General features: G+C 67.6%; 19 protein-coding genes. 10 read left to right on the forward strand and 9 right to left on the reverse strand.

Translation table 11 applies throughout. The features are described 5' to 3' along the window. Both F3J14_RS13590 and F3J14_RS13595 read right to left on the reverse strand, forming a co-directional pair. On the reverse strand, positions 1–476 hold a 476-nt coding region (locus F3J14_RS13590; protein WP_166723424.1), incomplete at its 3' end, for an MFS transporter. A gap of 136 nt (positions 477–612) precedes the next feature. After that, positions 613–2076 (reverse strand): mannitol dehydrogenase family protein, encoded by a 1464-nt coding sequence (locus tag F3J14_RS13595; protein ID WP_166723425.1) that lies wholly within the window; start codon positions 2074–2076, stop codon positions 613–615. A 156-nt stretch (positions 2077–2232) separates the two neighbouring features. Here F3J14_RS13595 and F3J14_RS13600 point away from each other — a divergent pair, with 156 nt between their 5' ends. Genes F3J14_RS13600 through F3J14_RS13610 form a run of 3 tightly spaced genes read left to right on the forward strand, consistent with a single transcriptional unit; the run spans position 2233 to position 5262 of the window. Then, on the forward strand, positions 2233–2964 hold the full coding sequence (locus F3J14_RS13600) for a GntR family transcriptional regulator (protein WP_166723426.1): 732 nt from the start codon (positions 2233–2235) through the stop codon (positions 2962–2964). A 28-nt stretch (positions 2965–2992) separates the two neighbouring features. Then, complete coding sequence (gene manD, locus F3J14_RS13605; protein WP_166723427.1) at positions 2993–4201, forward strand: D-mannonate dehydratase ManD; 1209 nt, start codon at positions 2993–2995, stop codon at positions 4199–4201. 29 nt (positions 4202–4230) lie between these two features. After that, a complete protein-coding gene (locus F3J14_RS13610) occupies positions 4231–5262 on the forward strand; it encodes a Zn-dependent oxidoreductase (RefSeq protein WP_166723428.1) in 1032 nt (343 codons plus the stop codon). A gap of 88 nt (positions 5263–5350) precedes the next feature. Here F3J14_RS13610 and F3J14_RS13615 read toward each other — a convergent pair whose 3' ends face one another. Beyond that, positions 5351–7522 (reverse strand): TonB-dependent siderophore receptor, encoded by a 2172-nt coding sequence (locus F3J14_RS13615; RefSeq protein ID WP_166723429.1) that lies wholly within the window; start codon positions 7520–7522, stop codon positions 5351–5353. Between the two features lie 399 nt (positions 7523–7921). On the opposite strand from F3J14_RS13615, the gene F3J14_RS13620 reads away from it, so the two are divergent. Continuing rightward, a complete protein-coding gene (locus tag F3J14_RS13620) occupies positions 7922–8368 on the forward strand; it encodes a hypothetical protein (RefSeq protein ID WP_166723430.1) in 447 nt (148 codons plus the stop codon). Positions 8369–8428: 60 nt separating this feature from the next. On the opposite strand, the gene F3J14_RS13625 is transcribed toward F3J14_RS13620, so the two are convergent. The 5 genes from F3J14_RS13625 to F3J14_RS13645 form a co-directional block, all read right to left on the reverse strand. Further along, complete coding sequence (locus F3J14_RS13625) at positions 8429–9523, reverse strand: porin (RefSeq protein WP_166723431.1); 1095 nt, start codon at positions 9521–9523, stop codon at positions 8429–8431. Positions 9524–9626: 103 nt separating this feature from the next. After that, positions 9627–10913, reverse strand: a complete 1287-nt coding sequence (locus F3J14_RS13630; protein ID WP_247682212.1) for an MFS transporter — start codon at positions 10911–10913, stop codon at positions 9627–9629. A gap of 187 nt (positions 10914–11100) precedes the next feature. Then, positions 11101–12162 carry an aromatic ring-hydroxylating dioxygenase subunit alpha gene (locus tag F3J14_RS13635; RefSeq protein WP_166723432.1) on the reverse strand — a complete coding sequence of 354 codons (1062 nt, stop codon included), beginning with the start codon at positions 12160–12162 and terminating at the stop codon, positions 11101–11103. A 48-nt stretch (positions 12163–12210) separates the two neighbouring features. After that, positions 12211–13176, reverse strand: coding sequence for a PDR/VanB family oxidoreductase (locus F3J14_RS13640; RefSeq protein ID WP_166723433.1), 966 nt, complete (start codon positions 13174–13176; stop codon positions 12211–12213). After that, positions 13173–14252 carry an aromatic ring-hydroxylating dioxygenase subunit alpha gene (locus F3J14_RS13645; RefSeq protein ID WP_166723453.1) on the reverse strand — a complete coding sequence of 360 codons (1080 nt, stop codon included), beginning with the start codon at positions 14250–14252 and terminating at the stop codon, positions 13173–13175. The genes F3J14_RS13640 and F3J14_RS13645 overlap by 4 nt, the downstream gene beginning before the upstream one ends. A 198-nt stretch (positions 14253–14450) precedes the next feature. Here F3J14_RS13645 and F3J14_RS13650 point away from each other — a divergent pair, with 198 nt between their 5' ends. Beyond that, the gene (locus F3J14_RS13650) at positions 14451–14939 is read left to right on the forward strand and encodes a MarR family winged helix-turn-helix transcriptional regulator (RefSeq protein WP_166723434.1); all 489 of its coding nucleotides are present in this window, start codon (positions 14451–14453) and stop codon (positions 14937–14939) included. 61 nt (positions 14940–15000) lie between these two features. Here the strand turns inward: F3J14_RS13650 and F3J14_RS13655 are convergent, their stop codons facing one another. Next, positions 15001–15747, reverse strand: a complete 747-nt coding sequence (locus F3J14_RS13655) for a TetR/AcrR family transcriptional regulator (RefSeq protein ID WP_166723435.1) — start codon at positions 15745–15747, stop codon at positions 15001–15003. A gap of 171 nt (positions 15748–15918) precedes the next feature. On the opposite strand from F3J14_RS13655, the gene F3J14_RS13660 reads away from it, so the two are divergent. From F3J14_RS13660 to F3J14_RS13680, 5 genes are all read left to right on the forward strand, one after another. Next, a complete protein-coding gene (locus F3J14_RS13660; protein WP_059532493.1) occupies positions 15919–17100 on the forward strand; it encodes an isovaleryl-CoA dehydrogenase in 1182 nt (393 codons plus the stop codon). A 31-nt stretch (positions 17101–17131) separates the two neighbouring features. After that, positions 17132–18739 (forward strand): carboxyl transferase domain-containing protein, encoded by a 1608-nt coding sequence (locus tag F3J14_RS13665; RefSeq protein WP_166723436.1) that lies wholly within the window; start codon positions 17132–17134, stop codon positions 18737–18739. A 19-nt stretch (positions 18740–18758) separates the two neighbouring features. After that, entirely contained in the window at positions 18759–19544 is a 786-nt protein-coding gene (locus F3J14_RS13670; protein ID WP_166723437.1) for an enoyl-CoA hydratase/isomerase family protein, read from the forward strand. Between the two features lie 36 nt (positions 19545–19580). Beyond that, entirely contained in the window at positions 19581–21581 is a 2001-nt protein-coding gene (locus F3J14_RS13675; protein ID WP_166723438.1) for an acetyl/propionyl/methylcrotonyl-CoA carboxylase subunit alpha, read from the forward strand. A gap of 238 nt (positions 21582–21819) precedes the next feature. Further along, positions 21820–22962: a DUF2827 domain-containing protein gene (locus tag F3J14_RS13680; protein ID WP_166723439.1), complete on the forward strand. Its 1143-nt coding sequence runs from the start codon at positions 21820–21822 to the stop codon at positions 22960–22962. Positions 22963–23194: the final 232 nt, after the last annotated feature.

Consider the following 23194-nt stretch of genomic DNA (forward strand, 5'->3'; position numbering starts at 1 on the left):
TGCGCGGCCAGCAGGCCGACGATCGGCCCGGCGATCGCGCCGCCGAGCGGCGAGCCGGCGCTGAGCAGGCCCATCGCGGTCGCGGCGCCGTCGCGCGGCAGCCAGTTGTTGACCATCTTGTTCGCGGCCGAGCACAGCGGCCCTTCGGCCATGCCGAACAGCAGCCGCACGATCAGCAGGCTCACGAAGCCGACGGTGAGCGCGGTCATCCCGCAGAACACCGACCACAGTCCGACCGACAGCACGTACACGAGCTTAGGCCCAAGCCGGTCGGACGCGAGCCCGCCGATGAAATTGAACAGCGCGTAGCCGATGAAGAACGTGCTGAACACGAGGCCCATCTGCGCGGCATCGATGCCGAGATCGGTCTGCACGATCGGCGCGACGATCGACAGCGCGACGCGGTCGAGATAGTTGATCCCGTACACCAGGAACAGCAGGAACACCGTGAACCACGCCTGCGACTTCTGCTTCATTGTCTGTCTCCTTCGTGCCGGTGGGCCGGCCGTCATGTCATGTCGATCGATCGTTCGCCGCGTCGGTATCGCCGTCGGCGGGCAAGGGGCATTGCGCGGTTCGCTGCGGTTGCGGCGCACCGTGACGAGCGTTCGTTCAGCGCGCGTGCAACGGCGCGAGCAGCGCGTCGGTGCCGTGCGTGCGCAGCGTCGACAGATGCGCGCCGACGCGCGCGATCAACGCATCGGGCCACACGGTCGAACCGGCGAGCGCGCTGCTGCCGAGTGCGGCGCGAACCGCGCCGGTTGCCTCGCCGGCCGCCGACAGCGTCGCGCCGAGCGCGGCCGCGCCCGGATCGCTGATCGCGAGCGGCCGGCCCGACTCGTCGCGCGCGGTGGCGACGTAGTGCAGCCAGAGCGCGAGCGCGCGTTCCAGGTAGGGACGCTCGACACCGGTCGCCGCGCTTTCGCCCAGCGCCGGCAGCCAGCGCAGCGGCACCTTCTGCGTGCCGTCCATCGCGATCTGTTCGGTGCGATGCGCGAGCGTCGGATTGCGGAAGCGCTGCACGAGCGTCGCGCAATAGCCATGCGCGTCGTAACCGGACGGCACGTCGACGGTCGCGAGCAGGTCGCGCGTCATTACGCCGTCGACGAGTGCCGCGATCGCCGGATCGGCCATCGCGTCGGATACGGTCGCGCGGCCGCGCAGCTGCCCCGCATACGCGATCGCCGAATGCGAGCCGTTCAGCAACCGCAGCTTCATCGTTTCGTAGGGCCGTACGTCGCCGACGAGGTGCGCGCCGGCGTCTTCCCAGCGCGGGCGCGGGCCCGCGAAGCGATCCTCGATCACCCATTGCGAGAACGGCTCGCAGACGATCGCGGCCGCGTCGCGCGCGCCGAGATGCGCATGCGCCCAGTCGAGCGATTCGGGCGTCGCGGCCGGCACGATCCGGTCGACCATGCTGTTCGGGAACGCGACGTCGTCGCGGATGCGCCGCGCGAGCGCGCCGTCGATGCGTTCCGCATAGTCGATCAGCAGCGCGCGCAGCGTGTCGCCGTTCGACGTCATGTTGTCGCAGCACACGACGGTCAGCGGCGCATGGACCGGCCGCCGGCGCAGGCCGGCCGCGATCACGCCGAGCGCCGTGCGCGGCGCGTCGGGCGTCGCGAGATCCTGGCGAATCGCGGGATCGTCGGCATCGAGACCGCCGCCGGGGCGGCGGCAATAGCCTTTCTCGGTCACGGTCAGGCTCACGATCGACACGGCCGGGTCGGCGATCAGCGCCAGCAGCGCGGGCAGCGATTCGGGCGCGAACAGTGCGCCGTGCACCGCGCCGACGATGCGCGTGCGTGCCCCGTGGCCGTCGCGTTCGGTCACCGTGTACAGGTGATCCTGCGCGGCGAGCAGGTCGACGGTATGGCGCCGGCGCAGCTCGACGCCGACGATCCCCCAGCGGAGATCGCCCTGTTCGAGCACCGTTTCCGTATGAAGCGCCTGGTGCGCGCGATGAAATGCGCCGAGGCCGAGATGGACGATGCCGGTGCGGACCGCCCGCCGGTCATAACGGGGGCGGCGGGTGCCGGGCGGCGCGGTGCGCAGGAAATCGGGGGCGGATGGCATGATGATCAGGGGTGGTGCGTACCATGGTAGATGGTCGAATGCATGCAGGTTATTTCGAGTTTCGTCGCGTGGTTATTGGTGTAAACGCCAGATCGCCTGAATTCGACCGGTTATGTACCATGGTAGTCATCGATATCGAGTCGGATCAATCGCACCATGAGCGAAACGGCAGTACTGGAAGAAGCGGACGTCGTCGTCACGGCGTTGCAGGGGTTCTCGCTGGACGAGAGCCGGTCATATACGGAGCAGGTGCATGCGCTGCTGCGCCACGCGATCGTGCGCGGCGCGCTGCCGCCGCGCACCGCGCTGTCGGAGGCGGTGATCTCGACGACGATCAAGGTCAGCCGCACGCCGGTGCGCGAAGCGTTCGCGCAGCTCGCCGACGAGCGGCTCGTGCAGATCATCCGCAAGGTCGGCACGCTGGTCGCGCCGATTCCGGTGTCGATCCTCGAGGAAGGGCGCTTCGCGCGCAGCACGCTCGAATGTGCGAACCACGTCGAGCTCGCGCAGAAGATCACGCCGGCGCAACTGGCGGAGCTGTCGCGGATCATCGACGCCCAGCGTGACGCGGTGGCCGCCGGCGATGTCGAAGCGTTCTTCGATCTCGACGAGGCAATGCACGGCCGGATGTTCGCGTTCGCGGGCCGGCCGCACGTGTGGGAAATGCTGCAGCCGATGAAGCGCCAGTTCGACCGGGTGCGCTGGCTGCTGCTCGAGCGCGTCGAGGATCACGCGCGCCGCGCGCTGCAGGAACACGAACAGATCCTCGCGCACATCGCGTCGCGCAACATGGCGCTGCTCGGCGCGTCGGTCGCGGCGCACGTCGACCGGATCGGCTCGCACCTGCCGGAAGTGCGCAGCCGCGCGCCCCATTACTTTGTCGACTGACATCTGAATCGCCCGCTGGAGGAGCGCTGTGAAAATCGAACGCTTGCAGACCATCGTCACGTGTCCGGGCCGGAACTTCGTGACGGTGAAGATCGTGACCGACGAGGGCGTCCACGGCCTCGGCGACGCGACGCTCAACGGGCGCGAGCTCGCGGTGCGCGCGTACCTGGAAGACCACGTGTTCCCGTGCCTCGTCGGCCGCGACCCGCGCAACATCGAGGACATCTGGCAATACCTGTATCGCGGCGCGTACTGGCGGCGCGGGCCCGTGACGATGACGGCGATCGCCGCGATCGACATGGCGCTGTGGGACATCCTGGGCAAGCTCGCGGGCATGCCCGTCTACCGGCTGCTCGGCGGCAAGAGCCGCGATGGCCTGATGGTGTACGGTCACGCGAACGGGCGCGATCACGAGGAAGCAGTCGACGCGGTGCGTGCGCACATCGAGGCCGGCTATCGCGCGATCCGCGTGCAGTCGGGCGTGCCGGGGCTCGACAAGGTGTACGGCGTCGGCAAGACGGCCGGCGCGTACGAGCCGGCCGAGAAGGGCCTGCCGCCCGAGGAGCCGTGGGACACCGCGCTCTACCTGCGCCACACGCCGGAACTGTTCCGCAAGGTGCGCGACGCGGTTGGCGATGCGCCGCACCTGCTGCACGATGCGCATCACCGGCTCACGCCGATCGAGGCCGCGCGGCTCGGCCGTGACCTCGAGCCGCACCGGCTGTTCTGGCTCGAGGACGCGACGCCCGCCGAGAACCAGGACGCATTCCGCCTGATCCGCCAGCACACGACGACGCCGCTCGCGGTCGGCGAGGTGTTCAACTCGATCTGGGATTGCAAGGACCTGATCCGCGACCAGCTGATCGACTACATCCGCGCGACGATCGTGCACGCGGGCGGCATCACGCACGTGCGGCGCATCGCCGATTACGCGGCGATGTACCAGGTGCGCACCGGCTTCCACGGCGCGACGGACCTGTCGCCCGTCTGCATGGCGGCGGCCGTGAACTTCGGGCTGTGGGCGCCGAACTTCGGCATCCAGGAACTGATGCCGCACAGCGCGCTGACCGACGAAGTGTTTCCGCACAACTATCGCTTCGAGGACGGCTATCTCGTGATGGACGACGTGCCGGGCCTCGGCGTCGACATCGACGAGACGCTGGCCGCGAAATATCCGTACGAGCGCGCGTACCTGCCGGTCGCGCGGCTGCGCGACGGCTCGATGTGGAACTGGTGAGCGGCGAAGATCCGAAGGAGAGAACCGAAATGTTGAGCGTCGTTGTCGATCGTCCGAACAGCATGGGCGTGCGTGAGGTGCCGCTGCCCGTGCCCGCCGCCGGCGAGGTGCGCGTAAAGGTGCGTTATGCGGGCATCTGCGGGTCGGACCTGCACATCTTTCACGGCAAGAATCCGTTCGTGTCGTACCCGCGCATCATTGGCCATGAATTCGTCGGCACGATCGAGTCGGTCGGCGCGGGCGTCGATGCCGCGCGGCTCGGCGAAACCGTCGCGGTCGATCCGGTGATCAGCTGCGGGCATTGCCACGCATGCATGATCGGCCGGCGCAACGTGTGCCGGCACCTGACCGTGCTCGGCGTGCACCGTGACGGCGGCTTCAGCCAGTACACGTGCGTGCCGGCCGGCAATGCGTACTGGATTCCGGACGCGATCGCCGACACCTGCGCGGCGATCGTCGAGCCGTTCGCGGTGGCCGCGAACGCGACGTCGCGCACCGGCGTGCTGCCGGGCGATGTCGCGCTGATCTACGGCGCCGGCACCGTCGGGCTGACGATCCTGCAGGTGCTCAAGCGCGTGTACGGCATTCGCGCGTTCATCACCGACCGGCTCGACACGCGGCTGCAACTCGCGCGCAAGTGCGGCGCGGCGGAGGACGAGATCATCAACACGAGCGTCGAGTCGCTGCCCGACGCGCTGGACAAGCGCGGCGTGGACGGCGGCCCGACGCTGATCTTCGATGCGGTCTGCCATCCGTCGATTCTCGAGGAGGCCGTGACGATCGCCGCGCCGGCGGCCCGCATCGGCGTGCTCGGGTTTTCGTCGGAGCCGTCGGCGATCGTGCAGGCCGAGCTGACGAAGAAGGAGCTCACGCTCGCCGCATCGCGGCTCAATTGCGCGATGTTCCCGCAGGTGATCGACTGGATTGCCCGCGGGCTGATCCAGCCGGAGCACATCGTCACACACAAGGTCGGCTTTCGCGACGTCGCGCAGGCGTTCGAGATGGCCGAGCGCCATCCCGCGGAAAGCTGCAAGATCCTGCTCGATTTCGCGGGCGGCTGATAGCGCGTTCAGTTCATACCGGTTCGTGTCGCCGGCCGGCGCGCGTCGCGCGCGTCGCGCGGCGCCGGCCGTCCGGTGCGACGGTGCGTCAGAACGACACCGTCGTCGTCAGCGTGACGAGCCGCGGCTCGCCGACCGCGACGATCAGGTTGCTGTTGCTCGACGGATAGTAGGTCTTGTCGAGCAGGTTCTTCACGTTGAGCTGGATGCGCGTCGGGAACTTGCCGATCGTCGTCTCGTAGGCCGCGAATGCATCGACGGTCACGTAGCCGGGCAGCGTGAAGCTGTTCGCGGTGTCGCCGGGCCGTGCGCCGACGAGCCGCGCGCCGCCGCCGAAGCGCCAGCGGCCGGGCAGGTTCCCGAGCGCCGTGTCATACACCGCGAACAGGCTGCCGGTGTGGCGCGCGACGTTGACGAGCGACGTGTTGCTGTCGCGATCGTTCGCGTTCGTGTACGCGTAGCTGCCGATCAGGCTCAGGTGCCGCGTGATCTGCCCCGCGACGTCGAGTTCGATCCCGCGCGAGCGCGCGGTGCCGATCGTCGACGTGATGTCGCCGACGGTCACCGCGACGTTGCGCTTGTCGATCTGGTAGGCCGCGAGCGTGCCGGTGATGCCCGGCTTCAGGCTGAACTTCAGGCCGGCTTCCAGCACGCGGCCGAATTCCGGCGCGAGCGGTGACGTGACATTCGACGCGACGTTCGCCTTGAACGAGCGGCTCACGTTCGCATACGCGGTCAGCGACGGCGTGAGCGCATACGCGAGCCCGAACTGCGGCAGCCACACGTTGCCGTGCGAGCGGTCGGCGAACGCGAACGGCCGCCCCATACCCGATTCCTGCTGCCAGTCCTCCCAGCGCAGCCCGCCGACCGCGGTGAGCCGGTCGGTGATCTTCACCGAGTCCTGCACGATCATCGAATACGTGTGGACCAACGACCGCGAATCGCTCTGCTTCGCGCTCGGCGTGCCGCCCGGCGCAAGCAGGCCGTAGACGGGATCGTAGAGATCGAAGCCCTTGGTCGCCTTGCCGCGGATCGTGTCGCCGCGGAAGCTGCGCTGCCGTTCGTATTCGCCACCGATGTAGAGCGCGTGATTCATCCCCGCGAGCGTGAGGTTGCCGAGCAGGCCGAGCGTCGCGATCTGGTCGGAGTCGTTGCGCCCGAGGTTCGCGTCGGACGTGCGCGTCATCGCGCCGGTCGCACTGTTGAAGGTGGTGGCGCGGGTGATGTACTGATCGTAGCGGTCGCGGCCCCAGCCGTACGTCGCGCGCACCCGCCACGCGTCGGAGAAGCGGTGCTCGACCCGCGCACGCAGCGTTTCCTGGATTCCGCCGCTTTGCGCCCAGGCTTCCTCGTAGCGGCGGTAGCGCAGCGAATCGTCGGGGCGGCCGTTCACGAGCACGGTGCCGCGATCGAACGGCATCGTGTAGTCGACGTACTGGTAGCTGACGTCGATCGACGTGTTCGCGTCGTGCCACGACAGCGCGGGCGCGATCAGCGCGTTGCGTTCGCGACCGAAGCTGCGCCAGTAGCGGCTCGTGTCGTAGTCGCCGGTGAGCCGGAACGCGAGCGTGCCGCCCGCGACCTGTCCCGGCTTGCCGAGCGGGCCCGTCAGGTCGAACTGCGCGCTGCTGCCGCCGTGGCTCGTGCGCGATGCGGAGATCGAGCCGCCGAACGTGTCCTCCGGCTTGCGCGTGACGAGGTTGATCACGCCGCCCGGATCCTGCATTCCGTACAGCAGCGAAGCCGGGCCCTTCAGCACTTCGACGCGGTCGATCGTCGCGAGATAGCTGTGCAGCACCGGCGTGCGGACACCGTCGACGAGCACGGAGCCGTCGTTGTTCGAACCGAAACCGCGCTTGATGAACGCGTCGCGCGTGCCGCCGAGCGTGTTGGTCTGCGTGACGCCGCTGATGTTGCCGAGCACGTCGTCGAGCGAGCGCGCCTGCTGGTCCTGCATCACGCTGCTGCTGACCACGGCGACCGATTGCGGGATCTCCTTGAGCGGGCGCTCATCGCCGCCCGCGATGCTGCTGGTGCGCGGCTGATAGCCGACGGTCGGATCCGCGACCGCCGACGCGTTGACGCTGATCGTCGGCAGTTCGCGTTCGGGCGGCGATACCGACGCGGGCGCGGATGCCGCCGCGGCAGGTTCGGCATCCGCGTGCGCGCCGCTGGCGACGCAAAGGGTGATCAGGGCAGGCAGGCTCGCGCGCCACGGGCGCAGGGTCCGCGCGCGGCGGGGCGTTCGACGGGATGGCATGAATCGATGAATGACGGAGTGCTAAGGACGAGGGCACAGGCCGCAGCGCTTCACTGCGCCGCTGCGGCAGGATGCGCATGATATATGTAATGAGAATCGTTTGCAATTGTAATGGGCCGATACGGACCGTGCCCCGCGATTGCCGGCCCCTCTGCCGTCTGCTACCGTAGCGGCCAAAATCAGACGCAGTGAAATTCATTGAGAGCCGGGGGCCGCACCATGTCATCTTCCCGTCACGTCGCGTGCAGCGCGAGCGTGCGCCGCGGTCGACCACGCGGGTGGTGAAGTGATCGCAGCCGTGTTCCGCCATTCGAACGAATAAAGCAACGGAAGCGAATTCATCCGGCATAACGCCGGGCTTCAATCACTTCAATCACCACGCTAGAGGGGAGACCACCCATGAACAAGATTTCCGCGCCGTTCGCGGCGGTGACGCTTGCGTCCTGCACGCTGTTGGCGGGCATTCAGCAGACCGCTTGCGCGGCTTCGGCCGCCGAGCCCGCGATCGACGCGCATTACGGCGCAGTGATCGAGGCCTACACGCGGGACATGGCCGCCGCGAAGACGAAGTACGACGGCAAGCGCCTCGTGTTCGTCGGCGCCGTGATCCGGATGGGCAGCGACCCGGGCGGCACGTACTTCGGCGCGTTGACGACCGACGGCGAACAGTTCGACACGCACTTCGACGTGGCCGACCAGGCAGCGCTGAAACCGAAATTCCCCGGCGGCGAGATCAAGCCGTTCACGGCGTCCGCGAATTTCCGCTTCAGCTGCGTGAACGAAGGCTATATCGATGCGCCCGTGTTGCCGGGGCTGAAGCTCGCGCATTGCCGGCTGGAAGGCTGACGTCCGGCACGCGCCTGTGCGGGCGGCGGCGAGCCGCCCGCAACGACGCTGCGCGGGGCGTCAGAATTTCTGCTGAATCCCGGCCATGACGCCGAGCTGGTTGCTGCCTGTCGCGACGGTTCCACCCGCGGCCACCGCATTGGCGGCGGTGGCGCTGTTGAACATGTAGCCCACCGACGTATAGACGGTCGTCCGCTTGGACAGGAAATAGTTCGCGCGGCCGACGAGCAGCGTGGCGTTCGTGCCGCCTTGGCTGTTTTCGCGACGCTGCAGGTAGCGCACGCCCTGCAGGTCGAGCGCGAGGTAGGGCGTCGCGTAGTACGTGCCGCCCGCGAACACGATGTCGGCCTGCAGGTGTTCGGCCGCCGCGAGGTTGCGGCGGATCCATCCGGCGCCGAGTTTCGCGGGGCCGATCTTCACGTAGCCGGCGACGATGTCGCGCGTGTCGGTGTACGCCGGATTGTTCAGCGGCGCGAGCGCGCCGCCGCCGCCGCGCATCACGTCGTGCGAGGCGGCCAGCCCGAAATTGCTCGCGTCATAGGCGAGCATCGCCGTGTACTGCCGGCAGGCGACGATGTCGCCGGGCACCTGGCCGGCGCAGCCCGTCGCCGACGGTCCAGCCGGCCCGGCCGCGTCGCGGCCGAAGCTGTAGGTGGCGCCGAGCGTCACGCCGTGGAACGTGCCCTTGTAGCCGATTGCATTGTCGCTGCGCGAGTTCGGCAGGTAGGAGTCGAAATCCGCCATCGAATGAATCGACGGGCCGATCACGTCGGCATTGGTCAGCACGATCATCGACATGTTCATCTGGCGGCCGAGGGTCAGCGCGCCGAACGGACTGTTCACGCCCACGTTCGCCTGCCGCCCGAACAGGCGTCCGCCATAGTTCAGTGCGCCGGTGCCGGGCTGGAAGCCGTTTTCGAGCACGAAGAAGGCCTGGTAGCCGCCGCCGAGATCCTCCGTGCCTCTGAGGCCCCAGCGCGACGGCACCTCGCCGGTCAGCGTCGGCATCCCGGTGAACGACCCGCCGTGCGCGGCGTTGTTGTAGTAGGACACACCGGTATCGATGATCCCGTACAGCGTGACGCTGCTTTGCGCGCAGGCCGGTCCGGCCAGCGCCATCGCCGTCGCGAGCGCGACGCCCAGTTTCGCTTTCATGGCTGTCTCCAAACAGTATGTAGATCTACTTATCGTTTTTTTGATTGCCCCGGACATGCCCGGGGTACCGACGGGTATCGGTCAAGCCTGCGGGTGTCGTGCGTTACGACAGCGCCGGGTCGCGCTGCCGGTGCGGTGCCGCGGCGCGCGCGCCCGCCACGGCGACGGCGATTGCCGCGCCGGCCAGCGGCACGAGGAACGCGAGATAGAGATGGGACACGGACCAGCCGTCGTCCAGCAGCGCGCCGACCGTCATCGGCGACAGGATCGCGCCGAGGCGGCCGATGCCGACCGCGAGACCGATGCCGGTCGTGCGGATCTCGGCCGGATACGGCGTCGGCGACAGCGCATACATGCCGGCCACGCACGCATTGATCACCGCACCGAGGAACACCGCGACCGTCATGCCGATGCCGAGCGAGCCGGTGTTCGCGCCGAACACGACCATCAGTACGCCGCCCAGCAGCAGCGTCGCGCCCAGCAGGTTGCGCAGGCCGAACCGCGTCGACAGCAGGCTGAAGAGCGAGGCGCCCGCGATGCCGCCGAGATTGAGCAGCACGCCGCCGGTCACGCCCTGCGATGCCGACATCCCGGCCTGGACCAGCAGTTTCGGCGTCCAGCTCACGACGAAGTAGAAGCTGCCCATCACGAGAAAGAACGCGATCCACAGCGCGATCGTGCGGCGCGTGAGCGGCGCGCGCAGCACGGCCGTCCAGCTCGACGCGGGGTTCGCCGTGTCGATGGAAGCGGTCGTGGCCGGCAGCGTGTCGATCGGTGCGCGCTTCATTCTGGCGAGGATGCGGTTGATTTGCGGCAGCGCGTTGTCCGGACGCCGCGCCAGCAGGAAGTCGAGCGATTCCGGCAGCAGCGCGAGCACCATCGGGATCGACATCAAGGTCAGGATGCCGCCGAACGCGAACACGCTGCGCCATCCCCACGTCGACAGCAGGTAACCGGCGATGACGCCGCCGGCGGTGGCGCCGATCGCGTAGCCGGTCGACTGCATGCCGATCGCTGCGCTGCGCCATTTGTTCGATGCGTACTCGCCGCTGATGACGGTCAGGCTCGCCAGCATGCCGCCGATGCCGAGCCCCGTATACGCACGTGCGGCCGCCAGTTGCAGCGTGCTATGGGTGGCCGCGCAGGCCAGCATCCCGGTCGAGATCACGGCGAGGCACAGCAGGATGATGCGGCGGCGGCCGACGCGGTCGGCCAGCGGCGCGATCAGTACCGAGCCGATGCCCATGCCAGCCAGCCCCGCGCTCAGCAGCAGGCCGATTTCCTTGCCGCTCAGTTTCCACTCGGCGGCCAGATGCGGCGCGGCAAACGCGATGGCCAGCACGTCGAAGCCATCGAGCATGTTCAGCACGACGCAGGCCGTGACCGCCATCGTCTAGAACACGCTCATCGGGGATTCGTCGATCGTATTGCGGATATTTGCGCTCACGTCAAAGATCCTTCATAAGAATAGTATGACTAATTGAATGGGATGAAATCGACGCACTGCCGTAGCGAATGGGACGAAAGTGATTGCATGGGCTGACGGGCAGCCCGGGATACGCCCGCCGGCGCGATGGCTACGCGGGTTCGGGTTGCAGCAGCAGCCGCTCGATCACGCGCCGCGCGCGATTGGGGCCCGCGTCGACATGAATGTCGATCTGGCGGCGGTCCGGGAACCGCAGCTGATTCCGGTATTGCGCTTCGATCACGGTCTTGTCCTCGTCGAATGTCGCCGCGGATTGCTCGATGACGGTTCGCGCGACGCGTTCGATGTCGTGCTGCGGATTGGTCGCGACGGTCCAGAAGTAGTGCGTGGTCGTTTCCGTCTCGGGCGTGATGCCGTGGAAGCCGCGCATGTGAAAGCCGCCGCGCGCCGGATCGTGCAGGTCGCCGGTGCCGGCGTCCATCGCGCCGGTCCAGATCCGGATGTGCGACACGTGGAATTCGATTTCCTGCCAGCGATCGACGCGGCCCGCGAACGGCCATGCCGCCGTGTAGGTCGGCGGCGGCTCCGAATCCGGCATGCGGCGGACCAGCGTCACCGTATCGCCCTCGGTGCTGACGCGGGTTTCCGCGCCCATGTGCAGCGACGCGTTGCCGCCGATGGTTTTCAGATGGACATAGCCGAGGTGGCTCAGGTCCATCAGGTTGTCGTGAATCAGCTGATACGGCGCATCGTAATGGTAGTGGCCGCCGCCGAACCGGTATTGCGGATCCGCGTGGAACGGATAGCGCGGCGGCGCGCAGGTCGGTTCAGCGTGCGCGTCGGCGCCGATCCAGATCCACACGATGGCGTCTTGTTCCCGCACCGGATACGACGCCACGCACGCCTTCGCCGGAATCCGGTCCTGGCCGGGAATCTCCACGCAGACGCCGCCGCGGTCGAACAGCAGGCCGTGATAGCCGCAGCGCAGGCCGCGCGCTTCGAGCGAGCCGCACGACAGCGGCAGCGACTTGTGGCAGCAGCGATCCTCCAGCGCACCGACTTCCCCGGACGGCAAGCGGAACAGCACGACCGGGCGGCCGAGCAACGTGCGCGCGACGGGTTTGTCCGTCAGTTCGGATGACAGCGCGGCGACCCACCATCGGTCGATCGGAAACTTAGTAGTATTGATTGGTGGTGCGGCATGATGCTCCATTGATCGGCTCCAGTATTGTGGTTTTCCGCCGCGCGCCGCGCGGTCCGTCTACAGATCGAGTACCAGCAGGTCGGTTCGCGATCGTGAACAGCACGGCATGAACTGGTCGCCGGCCGCTTGTTCCGCTTCCGTCAGATACGAATCGCGATGATCGGGCTCGCCTTCCAGCACGCCCGTCACGCAGGTGCCGCATACGCCTTGCTCGCACGACGTAAGAACCTCGACGCCGTTGGCCGCCAGCGCCGCGACGACCGTGCATTCGGCCGGCACGTCGATCACCTTGCCGCTGCTCGCGATCCGGACCTGGAACGCGCGATCCGCGCCGGACGACGCAACCGCGCCGCCGAAGAACTCGTAATGCAGCCGCTCGTCCGCCCAGTCGCGCTCGCGCGCGGCGTTCAGCACCGCATCCATGAAGCCGCGCGGGCCGCAGACGTACAGGTGCGTGCCGTCAGGCGCCGCGGCGAGCACCGAGGCCAGGTCGAAGCGTTGCTCGGGGTCGCCGTCGTCGACGTGGAAGCGGGCGCGGTCATGGAACCCGGCCGCGTTGATCCGCTCGACGAAGGCCATGCGGTCGGTCGAGCGCGCGCAGTAGTGCATGTCGAACGGGATGCCGGACGAGAACAGCCGTTCCGCCATGCAGAGAATCGGCGTGACGCCGATCCCGCCCGCGAGCAACAGGTGGTGCGGTGCATCGGGCGCGAGCGGGAATTGATTGCGCGGGAGGCCGATCCGCACGGTATCGCCTTGCCGGACTTCGTCGTGAATGGCGCGCGAGCCGCCACGGCCGTCGGCATCGCGCAGCACCGCGATCTGGTAGCGATCGCCGTGCTCCGGGTGATTGCACAGCGAGTACTGGCGCACGAGGCCGCCCGGCAAATGCACGTCGATATGGGCGCCGGCGTCGAAGCGCGGCAAGGGCGAACCGTCGTCGCTGACGAATTCGAAGCCGCAGATGTCGCGCGCTTCCTGCCACTTGCGGGCGACCCGGACCGTCAGCGTCGCGGCGCTCATGACGCCTCCTTGATCTGCGCGACCGGAATCACGGGGCGCTGCGGGCTCGACGCATGTTCGTCGGCGAGCAGCCGCTCGATCACCTTGCGCGACAGCACGCCGCCGGCGTCGATGTTCAGCTTGAGCAGCTTGCGGTCCGGCCACTGCTCGAGGTTGAGCTGCTGGCGCTCGAGCATCTCGAGATCCTCGGCGAAGATCTTGCCCTGGCCTTCGCGGATCTCGGCGGTCAGCGCGTGATCGTCGGGCCGGAAGTTGCGCGCCATCCCCCAGAAGTACCAGATCGAGTTGTCCGTCTCGGGCGTGATGAAATCGACCACGATCGACGAGGCCTTCAGTTCGGCCGGCGCGTCGTAGCCGCCGTGGCCCGCATGCGCGACGCCCACTTCGATCATCACGTGGCTCGGCGGCGTGAAGCGGCAGATCTGCCAGCGGTCGACCGGCACGTCGTCGGCCAGCCCGTTGCCGCGCAGCGCCATCTGCCAGAACGGCGGAGGCATCACGTTCTGCATGAAGCGGCTCGTGACGACTTCGTCGCCGTTGGCGGTCGTCTTCGGCGGCGCTTCGTCGATTTCCTTCTGGCCGATGCTCGTCGCATGCACGTACGTTTCGTGCGTGAGGTCCATCAGGTTGTCGATCATCAGCCGGTAGTCGCAGCGGATGTGATACAGGCCGCCGCCGTGTGCCCAGGCCGGATCCTCGGCCCACGACAGCGCGGGCAGCCTGGCGGGGTCGGCTTCGGACGCATCGCCCGGCCACACCCAGACGAAGCCGTACCGTTCGACGACGGGGAAGCTGCGAATCGGCGGGAAGCCGCCGACCCGCTGCCCCGGCATGCCGGCCGCCTTGCCGTTGCAGCCCATTTCCAGCCCGTGATAGCCGCACACGAGCACGCCGTCGCGCACGAAACCCAGCGACAGCGGCGCGCCGCGGTGCGGGCAGAAGTCCTCGAGCGCGGCGACCTGGCCGTCCGCCGCGCGGTAAAACACCATCGGCTCGTTGCAGATCTTGCGGCCCAGCGGCTTGCCGTCGATTTCATCGGGCGTGCAGGCCACATACCAAGCGTTCTTGAGAAACACGTTCATCGTCTCCTTCAGGGCGGTGCCGCCGGTACGCGGCACGTCGTCATTCCGTGTACTGAATGTGATTCAGTGTACGCATTGAGATTGGCTGGAGCAAGGCGGGCGGTATACTGGTTTTCCCGGGAAATGGCGCAAGGCAGCGCCATGCCGTCGGTGCACGCAACGGCGTGCGCCGCCTATGTCATCGACTCATCCATGGAAAAAACGAATCCCGCCGACGCGCCGGCATTCCCGCTCGATCTGTACGACGAACCCGGGCACCTGATCCGGCGCGCACACCAGATCGCGGTTGCGATGTTCTACGAAAAGCTGGGCCGGGACGTGACGCCGGTGCAGTACGCGGTCCTGCGGATGCTCTACGAATGCCCGGGGCTCGACCAGGTGACGCTCGCGCAGCGGGTGGCGCTCGACACGTCGACCACCGCGGATCTCGCGGTCCGGCTCGAAGCGAAAGGATTGATCGTCCGCGAAGTGCTGCCGCGGCGTCAGCGGCGCCTGCTGCTGACGCCGGCGGGCGTGGAACTGCTCACGCACCTGATTCCGTCGGTGAAGGAACTGCGTGCCGGCCTGTTCGACGGGATGGGAGAGGACGATTCGGAGGAACTGATGCGGCTGTTGCGCAAGTTCGTCCATCTGAACAACGAGCAGAGCCGCGCGCCGTTGCGGGTTGGCGAGGATTCGTAGCGGTCGGTTCCGCGACACAGCGCAGAAGAGGCGGCGGGGCGGCAGGCGAAACCCGCCGGCGTCACGCGCGTGACGCTTGCCCTTCCAGCCGCCGCACCGCTTCCGCGACCTCGTTCCTGAATCGTACCAACGCCGCCTGCTCCGGCGCGGGCGGCTGCACGGCCGCCCACAGCATGTCGATCAGTTGCGTGGCCGTCGTTTCCGTATCGAGCTTGCGGTGCCCGAGGATCGCATCCCACAGCACGTGCTCGATCGGCCCGAATACCATCGAGCGCAGCAGGCTCAGCGGCATGTCGCGCCGCACCTGCCCGGCTGCCTGGCCGCGCGCGAGCACGTCCATCAGCGGCGCCGTGTAGCGGCGCTGCAGCGCGGTGAGCTCGTCGCTCAGCGCATGCTGCTTCGCACGACCCTCCGACAGCACCAGCGCGCACAGCCCCGTGCCGTTCACCAGCATCAGCCGCAGGTGCGTGCGCACGATGAACGCGAACTGCTGCTGCACCGACGCCTCCACCGGCATCCCGTGTTCGAACGCGGCAATGATTTCGTCATACCAATCGGCGATCACGCGTGCGCACAGCTCGCGCTTGCCGCGGAAATAGCTGAACACCGTCGCCTCCGACACGCCGACGCGCTGCGCGATCTCGGCGGCCGTCGCATGCTCGTAACCCTTTTCGGCAAACACTTCACGACCGGCGCGCAGGATGTCCTGCACGCGCTGCTGGGATTTGCGCCCGGCGGGTGCGCGCGACGGCTCGGCGCGGTCGGGTCTGGCAGTGGCGGTCATGGTGTCGGCGGGAGCGGCTGTCATGCTGCGATGATATCTGAGTATCACTCAAAAAACTATTGACGCCAAGCCGGACGAGGCGCGAAACTGTGCAAAATTTCCGCTGTATTGGCTTAATGAATCGACGCATTGATCCGATTTGAGCGAAACTCAGAAATCGGCGCGTGCGACCCACTTTCTGGAGACGGAGGAGACATGATCAACCTGCCCGGCGTGCAATTCATGCTCGGTGAAGACATCGAGATGCTGCGCGACGCCGTCGCGACGTTTGCGGCGAAGGAAATCACGCCGCGCGCGGCGGAGGTCGACCGCACCGACCAGTTTCCGATGGATCTGTGGAAGAAGTTCGGCGATCTGGGCGTGCTCGGCATGACGGTGGCCGAGGAATACGGCGGCGCGAACATGGGCTACACCGCGCACATGGTCGCGATGGAGGAGATCTCGCGCGCATCGGCGTCGATCGGCCTGTCGTACGGCGCGCACTCGAACCTGTGCGTGAACCAGATCCACCGCAACGGCACCGACGCGCAAAAGCAGAAGTACCTGCCCAAGCTCGTGTCGGGCGAACACATCGGCGCGCTCGCGATGAGCGAGCCGAATGCGGGCTCCGACGTCGTCAGCATGAAGCTGCGCGCGGACAAGCGCGGCGACCGCTACGTGCTCAACGGCACGAAGATGTGGATCACCAACGGCCCCGACTGCGACACGCTCGTCGTCTACGCGAAGACGGACATCGACGCCGGCCCGCGCGGCATCACCGCCTTCATCGTCGAGAAGGGGATGAAGGGCTTCTCGGTCGCGCAGAAACTCGACAAGCTCGGCATGCGCGGGTCGCACACGGGCGAGCTCGTGTTCCAGGACGTCGAGGTGCCGGAGGAGAACATCCTCGGCCAGCTCAACGGCGGCGTGAAGGTGCTGATGAGCGGCCTCGACTACGAGCGCGCGGTGCTCTCGGGCGGCCCGACGGGCATCATGGCCGCGTGTCTCGACGCGGTGGTCCCGTATATCCACGACCGCAAGCAGTTCGGCCAGTCGATCGGCGAGTTCCAGCTGATCCAGGGCAAGGTCGCCGACATGTACACGACGTTCCAGGCATGCCGCGCCTACCTGTACGCGGTCGGCCGCCATCTCGACTCGGCGGGCAGCGACCATATTCGCCAGGTGCGCAAGGACTGCGCGGGCGTGATCCTCTATACGGCGGAGAAGGCCACGTGGATGGCCGGCGAGGCGATCCAGATCCTCGGCGGCAACGGCTACATCAATGAATACCCGGTCGGTCGTCTGTGGCGCGATGCGAAGCTGTACGAGATCGGCGCCGGCACGAGCGAGATCCGCCGGATGCTGATCGGCCGCGAGCTGTTCGCGGAAACGATGTAACGCCCCACGTCACGCGAACGGAGCCCCGTCGATGCCGATCATCGAATCGAAACTGAACCCGCGTTCGGAAGAATTCCGCACGAACGCCGCGGCGCTGGAGGCGGTCGTCGCCGACCTGCGCGCGAAGATCGAACAGCTCGCGCAAGGCGGTGGCCAGGCCGCGCGCGACAAGCACCTGTCACGCGGCAAGCTGTTGCCGCGCGACCGGATCGCGCAACTGCTCGATCCCGGCGCGCCGTTCCTCGAGTTCTCGCAGCTCGCGGCCAACGGCATGTACAACGACGACGCGCCCGGCGCGGGCGTGATCACCGGCATCGGCCGGATCGCGGGCCGCGAGTGCGTGATCGTGTGCAACGACGCGACGGTCAAGGGCGGCACCTACTACCCGATCACCGTGAAGAAGCACGTGCGCGCACAGGAAATCGCCGCGGAAAACCGGCTGCCGTGCGTGTACCTCGTCGACTCGGGCGGTGCGAACCTGCCGAACCAGGACGACGTGTTTCCCGATCGCGACCACTTCGGCCGCATCTTCTTCAACCAGGCGACGATGTCCGCCGCGGGGATCGCGCAGATCGCGGTCGTGATGGGCTCGTGCACGGCGGGCGGCGCGTACGTGCCGGCGATGAGCGACGAGTCGATCATCGTGAAGAACCAGGGCACGATTTTCCTCGGCGGTCCGCCGCTCGTGAAGGCCGCGACCGGCGAGGAAGTGAGCGCCGAGGATCTCGGCGGCGGCGACGTGCATACGCGCCTGTCGGGCGTGGCCGACCATCTCGCGCAGAACGACGCGCATGCGCTGTCGATCGCGCGCAACATCGTCGATCATCTCGCGCCGAAGATCGCGTTGCCGGTCGTGCTGCGCGAACCGAAGCCGCCGCGCTACGACGCGAAGAGCCTGTACGGCGTGATTCCGGTCGACACGCGCAAGCCGTTCGACGTGCGCGAGGTGATCGCGCGCATCGTCGACGATTCGGAGTTCGACGAATTCAAGGCGCGCTTCGGCACGACGCTCGTCACGGGCTTCGCGCACATCTGGGGCCATCCGGTCGGGATCATCGCGAACAACGGCATCCTGTTTTCCGAATCGGCCGTGAAGGGCGCGCATTTCATCGAGCTGTGCTGCCAGCGCAAGATCCCGCTCGTGTTCCTGCAGAACATCACGGGCTTCATGGTCGGCCGCAAGTACGAGAACGAAGGCATCGCGCGCCACGGCGCGAAGATGGTGACGGCCGTGTCGAACGCGAAGGTGCCGAAGTTCACGGTGATCATCGGCGGCTCGTTCGGTGCGGGCAACTACGGGATGTGCGGCCGCGCGTTCGGTCCGCGCTTCCTGTGGATGTGGCCGAACGCGCGGATTTCGGTGATGGGCGGCGAGCAGGCCGCGTCGGTGCTCGCGACCGTGCGTCGCGACGGCATCGAGGCGAAGGGCGGCTCATGGTCGGCCGAGGAGGAGGATGCGTTCAAGCAGCCGATCCGCGATCAGTACGAGCGCCAGGGGCATCCGTACTACGCGAGCGCGCGGTTGTGGGACGACGGCGTGATCGACCCCGCGCAGACGCGCGACGTGCTGGGGCTTGGCCTCGCCGCGTCGATGAACGCGCCGATCGACGACACGCGCTTCGGCGTGTTCCGCATGTAACGGCCGGGAGGGCTGACCGATGCGATACGAAACGATCAAGGTACACGAGGCCGACCGCGTGGCGACCGTCACGCTCGCGCGCCCCGCCGTGCGCAACGCGTTCGACGAGACGACGATCGCCGAGCTGACCACCGCGTTCGAGTGGCTCGACGCGCACGCAGGCGTGCGCGCGATCGTGCTCGCGGCGGAAGGCGCCGCGTTCTGCGCGGGCGCCGACCTGAACTGGATGAAGAAGATGGCCGGTTACTCGGACGACGAGAACCGTGCCGATGCGCGCAAGCTCGCGCGCATGCTCGAGGCGATCCATCGCTGCGGCAAGCCGGTGATCGCGCGCGTGCATGGCGACGCCTATGCGGGCGGCGTGGGCCTCGTCGCGGCGGCCGACATCGCGATCGCCGCCGACGGCGTGAAGTTCTGCCTGTCCGAGGCGCGGCTCGGGCTGATTCCCGCGACGATCGCGCCGTACGTCGTGCGCGCGATGGGCGAGCGCGCGGCGCGCCGCTACTTCACGACGGCCGAAGTGTTCGACAGCGCGCGCGCCGCGTCGCTCGGTTTCATTCACGACGCGGTGCCGGCCGAGGCGCTCGACGAAACGGTTGCGAAACTGGCCGCGGCGCTCGTCGCGAACGGACCCGACGCGGTGCAGGCGTGCAAGCGGCTCGTCGCCGACGTGGCCGGGCGGCCGCTCGACGCGACGCTGATCGAGCAGACCGCCGACTGGATCGCGCGCACCCGCGCCGGCGCGGAAGCACGCGAAGGGATCGCATCGTTCCTCGAGAAGCGCACGCCTTCGTGGCGTGAATGACGGCGTGCCAATAACTTTCCGGACGACACCGAAGCCATGTTCGACAAGATTCTGATCGCCAACCGCGGCGAAATCGCCTGCCGCGTCGCCGCGACGTGCAAACGTCTCGGCATCGCGAGCGTCGCCGTCTATTCCGACGCGGACGCGAACGCGAAGCACGTCGCCGCATGCGACGAAGCCGTGCATATCGGCGGCGCGGCGGCCGCGGACAGCTACCTGCGCGGCTTGCGCATCATCGAGGCCGCGCGCGCGACCGGCGCGCAGGCCATCCACCCCGGCTACGGCTTCCTGTCGGAGAACGAGGATTTCGCACACGCATGCGAAGCGGCCGGCATCGTGTTCATCGGGCCGCCGGTCGACGCGATCGCGGCGATGGGCTCGAAGGCGGCCGCGAAGGCGCTGATGCACGCGGCGGCGGTGCCGCTCGTGCCCGGCTATCACGGCGACGACCAGGACACGGCCAACCTGCATCGCGAAGCCGACGAGATCGGCTACCCGGTGCTGCTGAAGGCGAGCGCGGGCGGCGGCGGCAAGGGGATGCGCGTGGTCGAGCGCTCGGAGGACTTCCGGGCGGCGCTCGCGTCGTGCCAGCGCGAGGCCGCGAGCAGCTTCGGCAACGCCCGCGTGCTGATCGAGAAATACCTGACGCGCCCGCGTCACGTCGAAGTGCAGGTGTTCGGCGACACGCACGGCAACACCGTCTACCTGTTCGATCGCGACTGCTCGGTGCAGCGCCGTCACCAGAAGGTGCTCGAGGAAGCGCCGGCGCCGGGCCTGCCTGACGACCTGCGTCGCGCGATGGGCGAGGCGGCCGTCGCGGCCGCGCGCGCGGTGCATTACGTCGGGGCGGGCACCGTCGAATTCATCATGACGGCCGACGCGTTCTACTTCATGGAAATGAACACGCGCCTGCAGGTCGAGCATCCGGTCACGGAGATGGTCACCGGGCTCGATCTCGTCGAGTGGCAACTGCGCGTCGCATCGGGCGAGCCGCTGCCGCTGACGCAGGACCAACTGCGCGTGCAGGGCCACGCGATCGAGGCACGTCTCTACGCGGAGAATCCGGCGCGCGGCTTCCTGCCGTCCACCGGCACACTGAAGCACCTGCGGCTGCCGGAAGGCGTCGAGTTCGCGATCGGCGCACCGGTGCGCGTCGACAGCGGCGTGCGCGAAGGCGACGCGATCACGCCGTTCTACGATCCGATGATCGCGAAGCTGATCGTGCACGGCGCGGACCGCGCGGAAGCGCTCGGCAGGATGCTGCGCGCGCTGCGGGCTTGCGAAGTGGTCGGCCTGCACACGAACGCCGCGTTTCTGCAGCGGATCGTCGCGTGCGAGCCGTTCGCGACCGCCAATCTCGACACGGGCCTGATCGAGCGCAACCACGATGCGCTGTTCGCGCCGCAACCGTCGCCGCGTGCGACGCTGGCGCTGGCCTGCGCGGCGCTGCTCGCGCGCGAGCGCGGGGCGGCCGCGCAGCAGGGCGTGTCGCCGTGGCATGCGCTGCCGGACTGGCGGCTGAACGGCGGCTATCGCCGCACGCTCGAATGGCACGCACCCGATCGTGAAGCGGACGTGACCGTTACCTACGAGGACAATGGCGGCCGCGCGAGCCTCGCCACCGGCGACGCGGCCGCGCAGCCGTTCGCGTGGACGCGCGGCGCGACGCCGCTCGACTTCGACGTGACGCTCGACGGCGTGCGCAGCAGCGGCCGCGTGTATGCGGACGGCGACAGTTTCCACGTGTTCACGCAGGGTGTCGCCGAGACGTTCGAATGGCGCAACGTGCTCGCGCACGCGGGCGATGCCGAGCATGGCGGCGGCCGCCTGACCGCGCCGATGCCCGGCAAGGTGATCGCGGTGCTGGTCGAGCCGGGCCAGAAGGTCGAGGCCGGCACGCCGCTGATCGTGATGGAAGCGATGAAGATGGAGCACACGATCGGCGCGCCGGGCACGGGCGTCGTCGCGGAAGTGCTGTACGGCGTCGGCGATCAGGTCGCGGATGGCGCGCAGTTGCTGGTGATGGCGGAAGACTGACCGGAGTGTGTGCCGCACATGGCCGGCGGAGCGTCTCGGGACGCGACGCCGGCCTTGTCGCATCTGGCCGCCGGCGGCGCGCGTGGCGAATCCCGAGCCGCGCAGCCGACGTCGTCCGCACTGCGTATGACCATGCATGACAGTCTGGCGGCCCGCGCTTCGCTAGACTGACGGATTGCTCGCGCGGCCGCGTGCCGCGCGCTACACTGCGTCCATTCAATTTCCCGTCCCGCCGACGATGACGTCTCCTGTCCTGAACGGCCTGCGCATCGGTATCACGATCGGTCTGCGCGCCCCCGACGAAAGCCTGTGGATCAATGGCATCAAGCAGAACGCGCTGTTTCTCGCGAAGCTGCTGATGGCGTCGCCGCATGGCTATCGCGTGACGCTGGTCAACACGACCGACGTGTCGCTCACCGACGCGCTGCCGTGGGATCGCACCGTGTACGACACGCGCGCATTCGCCGACATGAAGGATGCGCTCGACGTGGTGATCGAGCTCGGCGGCCAGATCGACGCCGCGCAGACGGACTACCTGAAGGCGCGCGGCGCGAAGATCGTCAGCTATTGCTGCGGCGTCGAGTACATCAACGCGATGGAGTCGATGCTGTTCGGCCGCCGGCTGTGGGATTCGCTCTTCATCAACCGCGGCTACGACGAGGTGTGGGCGATTCCGCAGATCGCGCCGTCGTCGCTGCCGTTCCTGCAATCGCTGCGTCGCTGCCCTGGGCGCGTCGTGCCGTTCGTGTGGGATCCGATGTTCCTGAGCGCGCGTGCGGCGTCGCTGCCCGAGCACGGCGAATACCGGCCGCGCAGCGAGCCGGGCAAGCGGCTCACGGTGATGGAGCCGAACCACAACGTCGTGAAGTTCTGCGTGTACCCGATGCTGATCATCGACGAGGCGTATCGCAGCGACCCCGAGGCGATCTGCTTCACGCACGTGACGAACGCCGACCGTCTCGCGCACGACAGCCCCGAGTTCGTGATGCTGATGAACTACCTGGACATCGTGCGCGCGGGCAAGGCGAGCTTCGTCGGGCGCTTCGACACGCCGCTGTTCCTTGCCGACCTGACCGACATCGTCGTGTCGCATCAATGGTCGAACCCGCTCAACTACTTCTATTTCGACGTGTGCTGGCAGGGTTATCCGCTCGTGCACAACGCGAGCCTCGCGCCCGATCTCGGCTACTACTATCCGGACAACGACGTGCAGAAGGGCGCGCAGGCGCTGCTGCACGCGCTGCACACGCACGACGACGACTGGCAGGGGTACACGCGGCGCCAGCGCGAGATCCTCGGCCGCTATACGTCGGCAAACCCCGCGCTCGTCGCCGAATACGACGCGCTGCTCGCGAACCTTATTGGCGCGACGGCTGCTTGAGCTTGCGTGACGCCTGCCGCGGCCGGTGGCCTCGCGCTAATGTCTGATGAAAATCATGCCGTAAAAAAGAAACCGCCGAACCGGGGAAGATTCGACGGTTTTTGAAGGCACGAAATTGACGGCTCCGAGGGAAGTCCGTCAGAAATCATTTTATAGGTTAACAAATCGAAAAGATTGTTAAAGATCTTTCAATCGACAAATGCCGTATAGTTCGGACCGATATTGTCATTTT

This window comes from Burkholderia sp. Tr-862 (assembly GCF_011753085.1).
GTDB lineage: Bacteria > Pseudomonadota > Gammaproteobacteria > Burkholderiales > Burkholderiaceae > Burkholderia > Burkholderia ambifaria.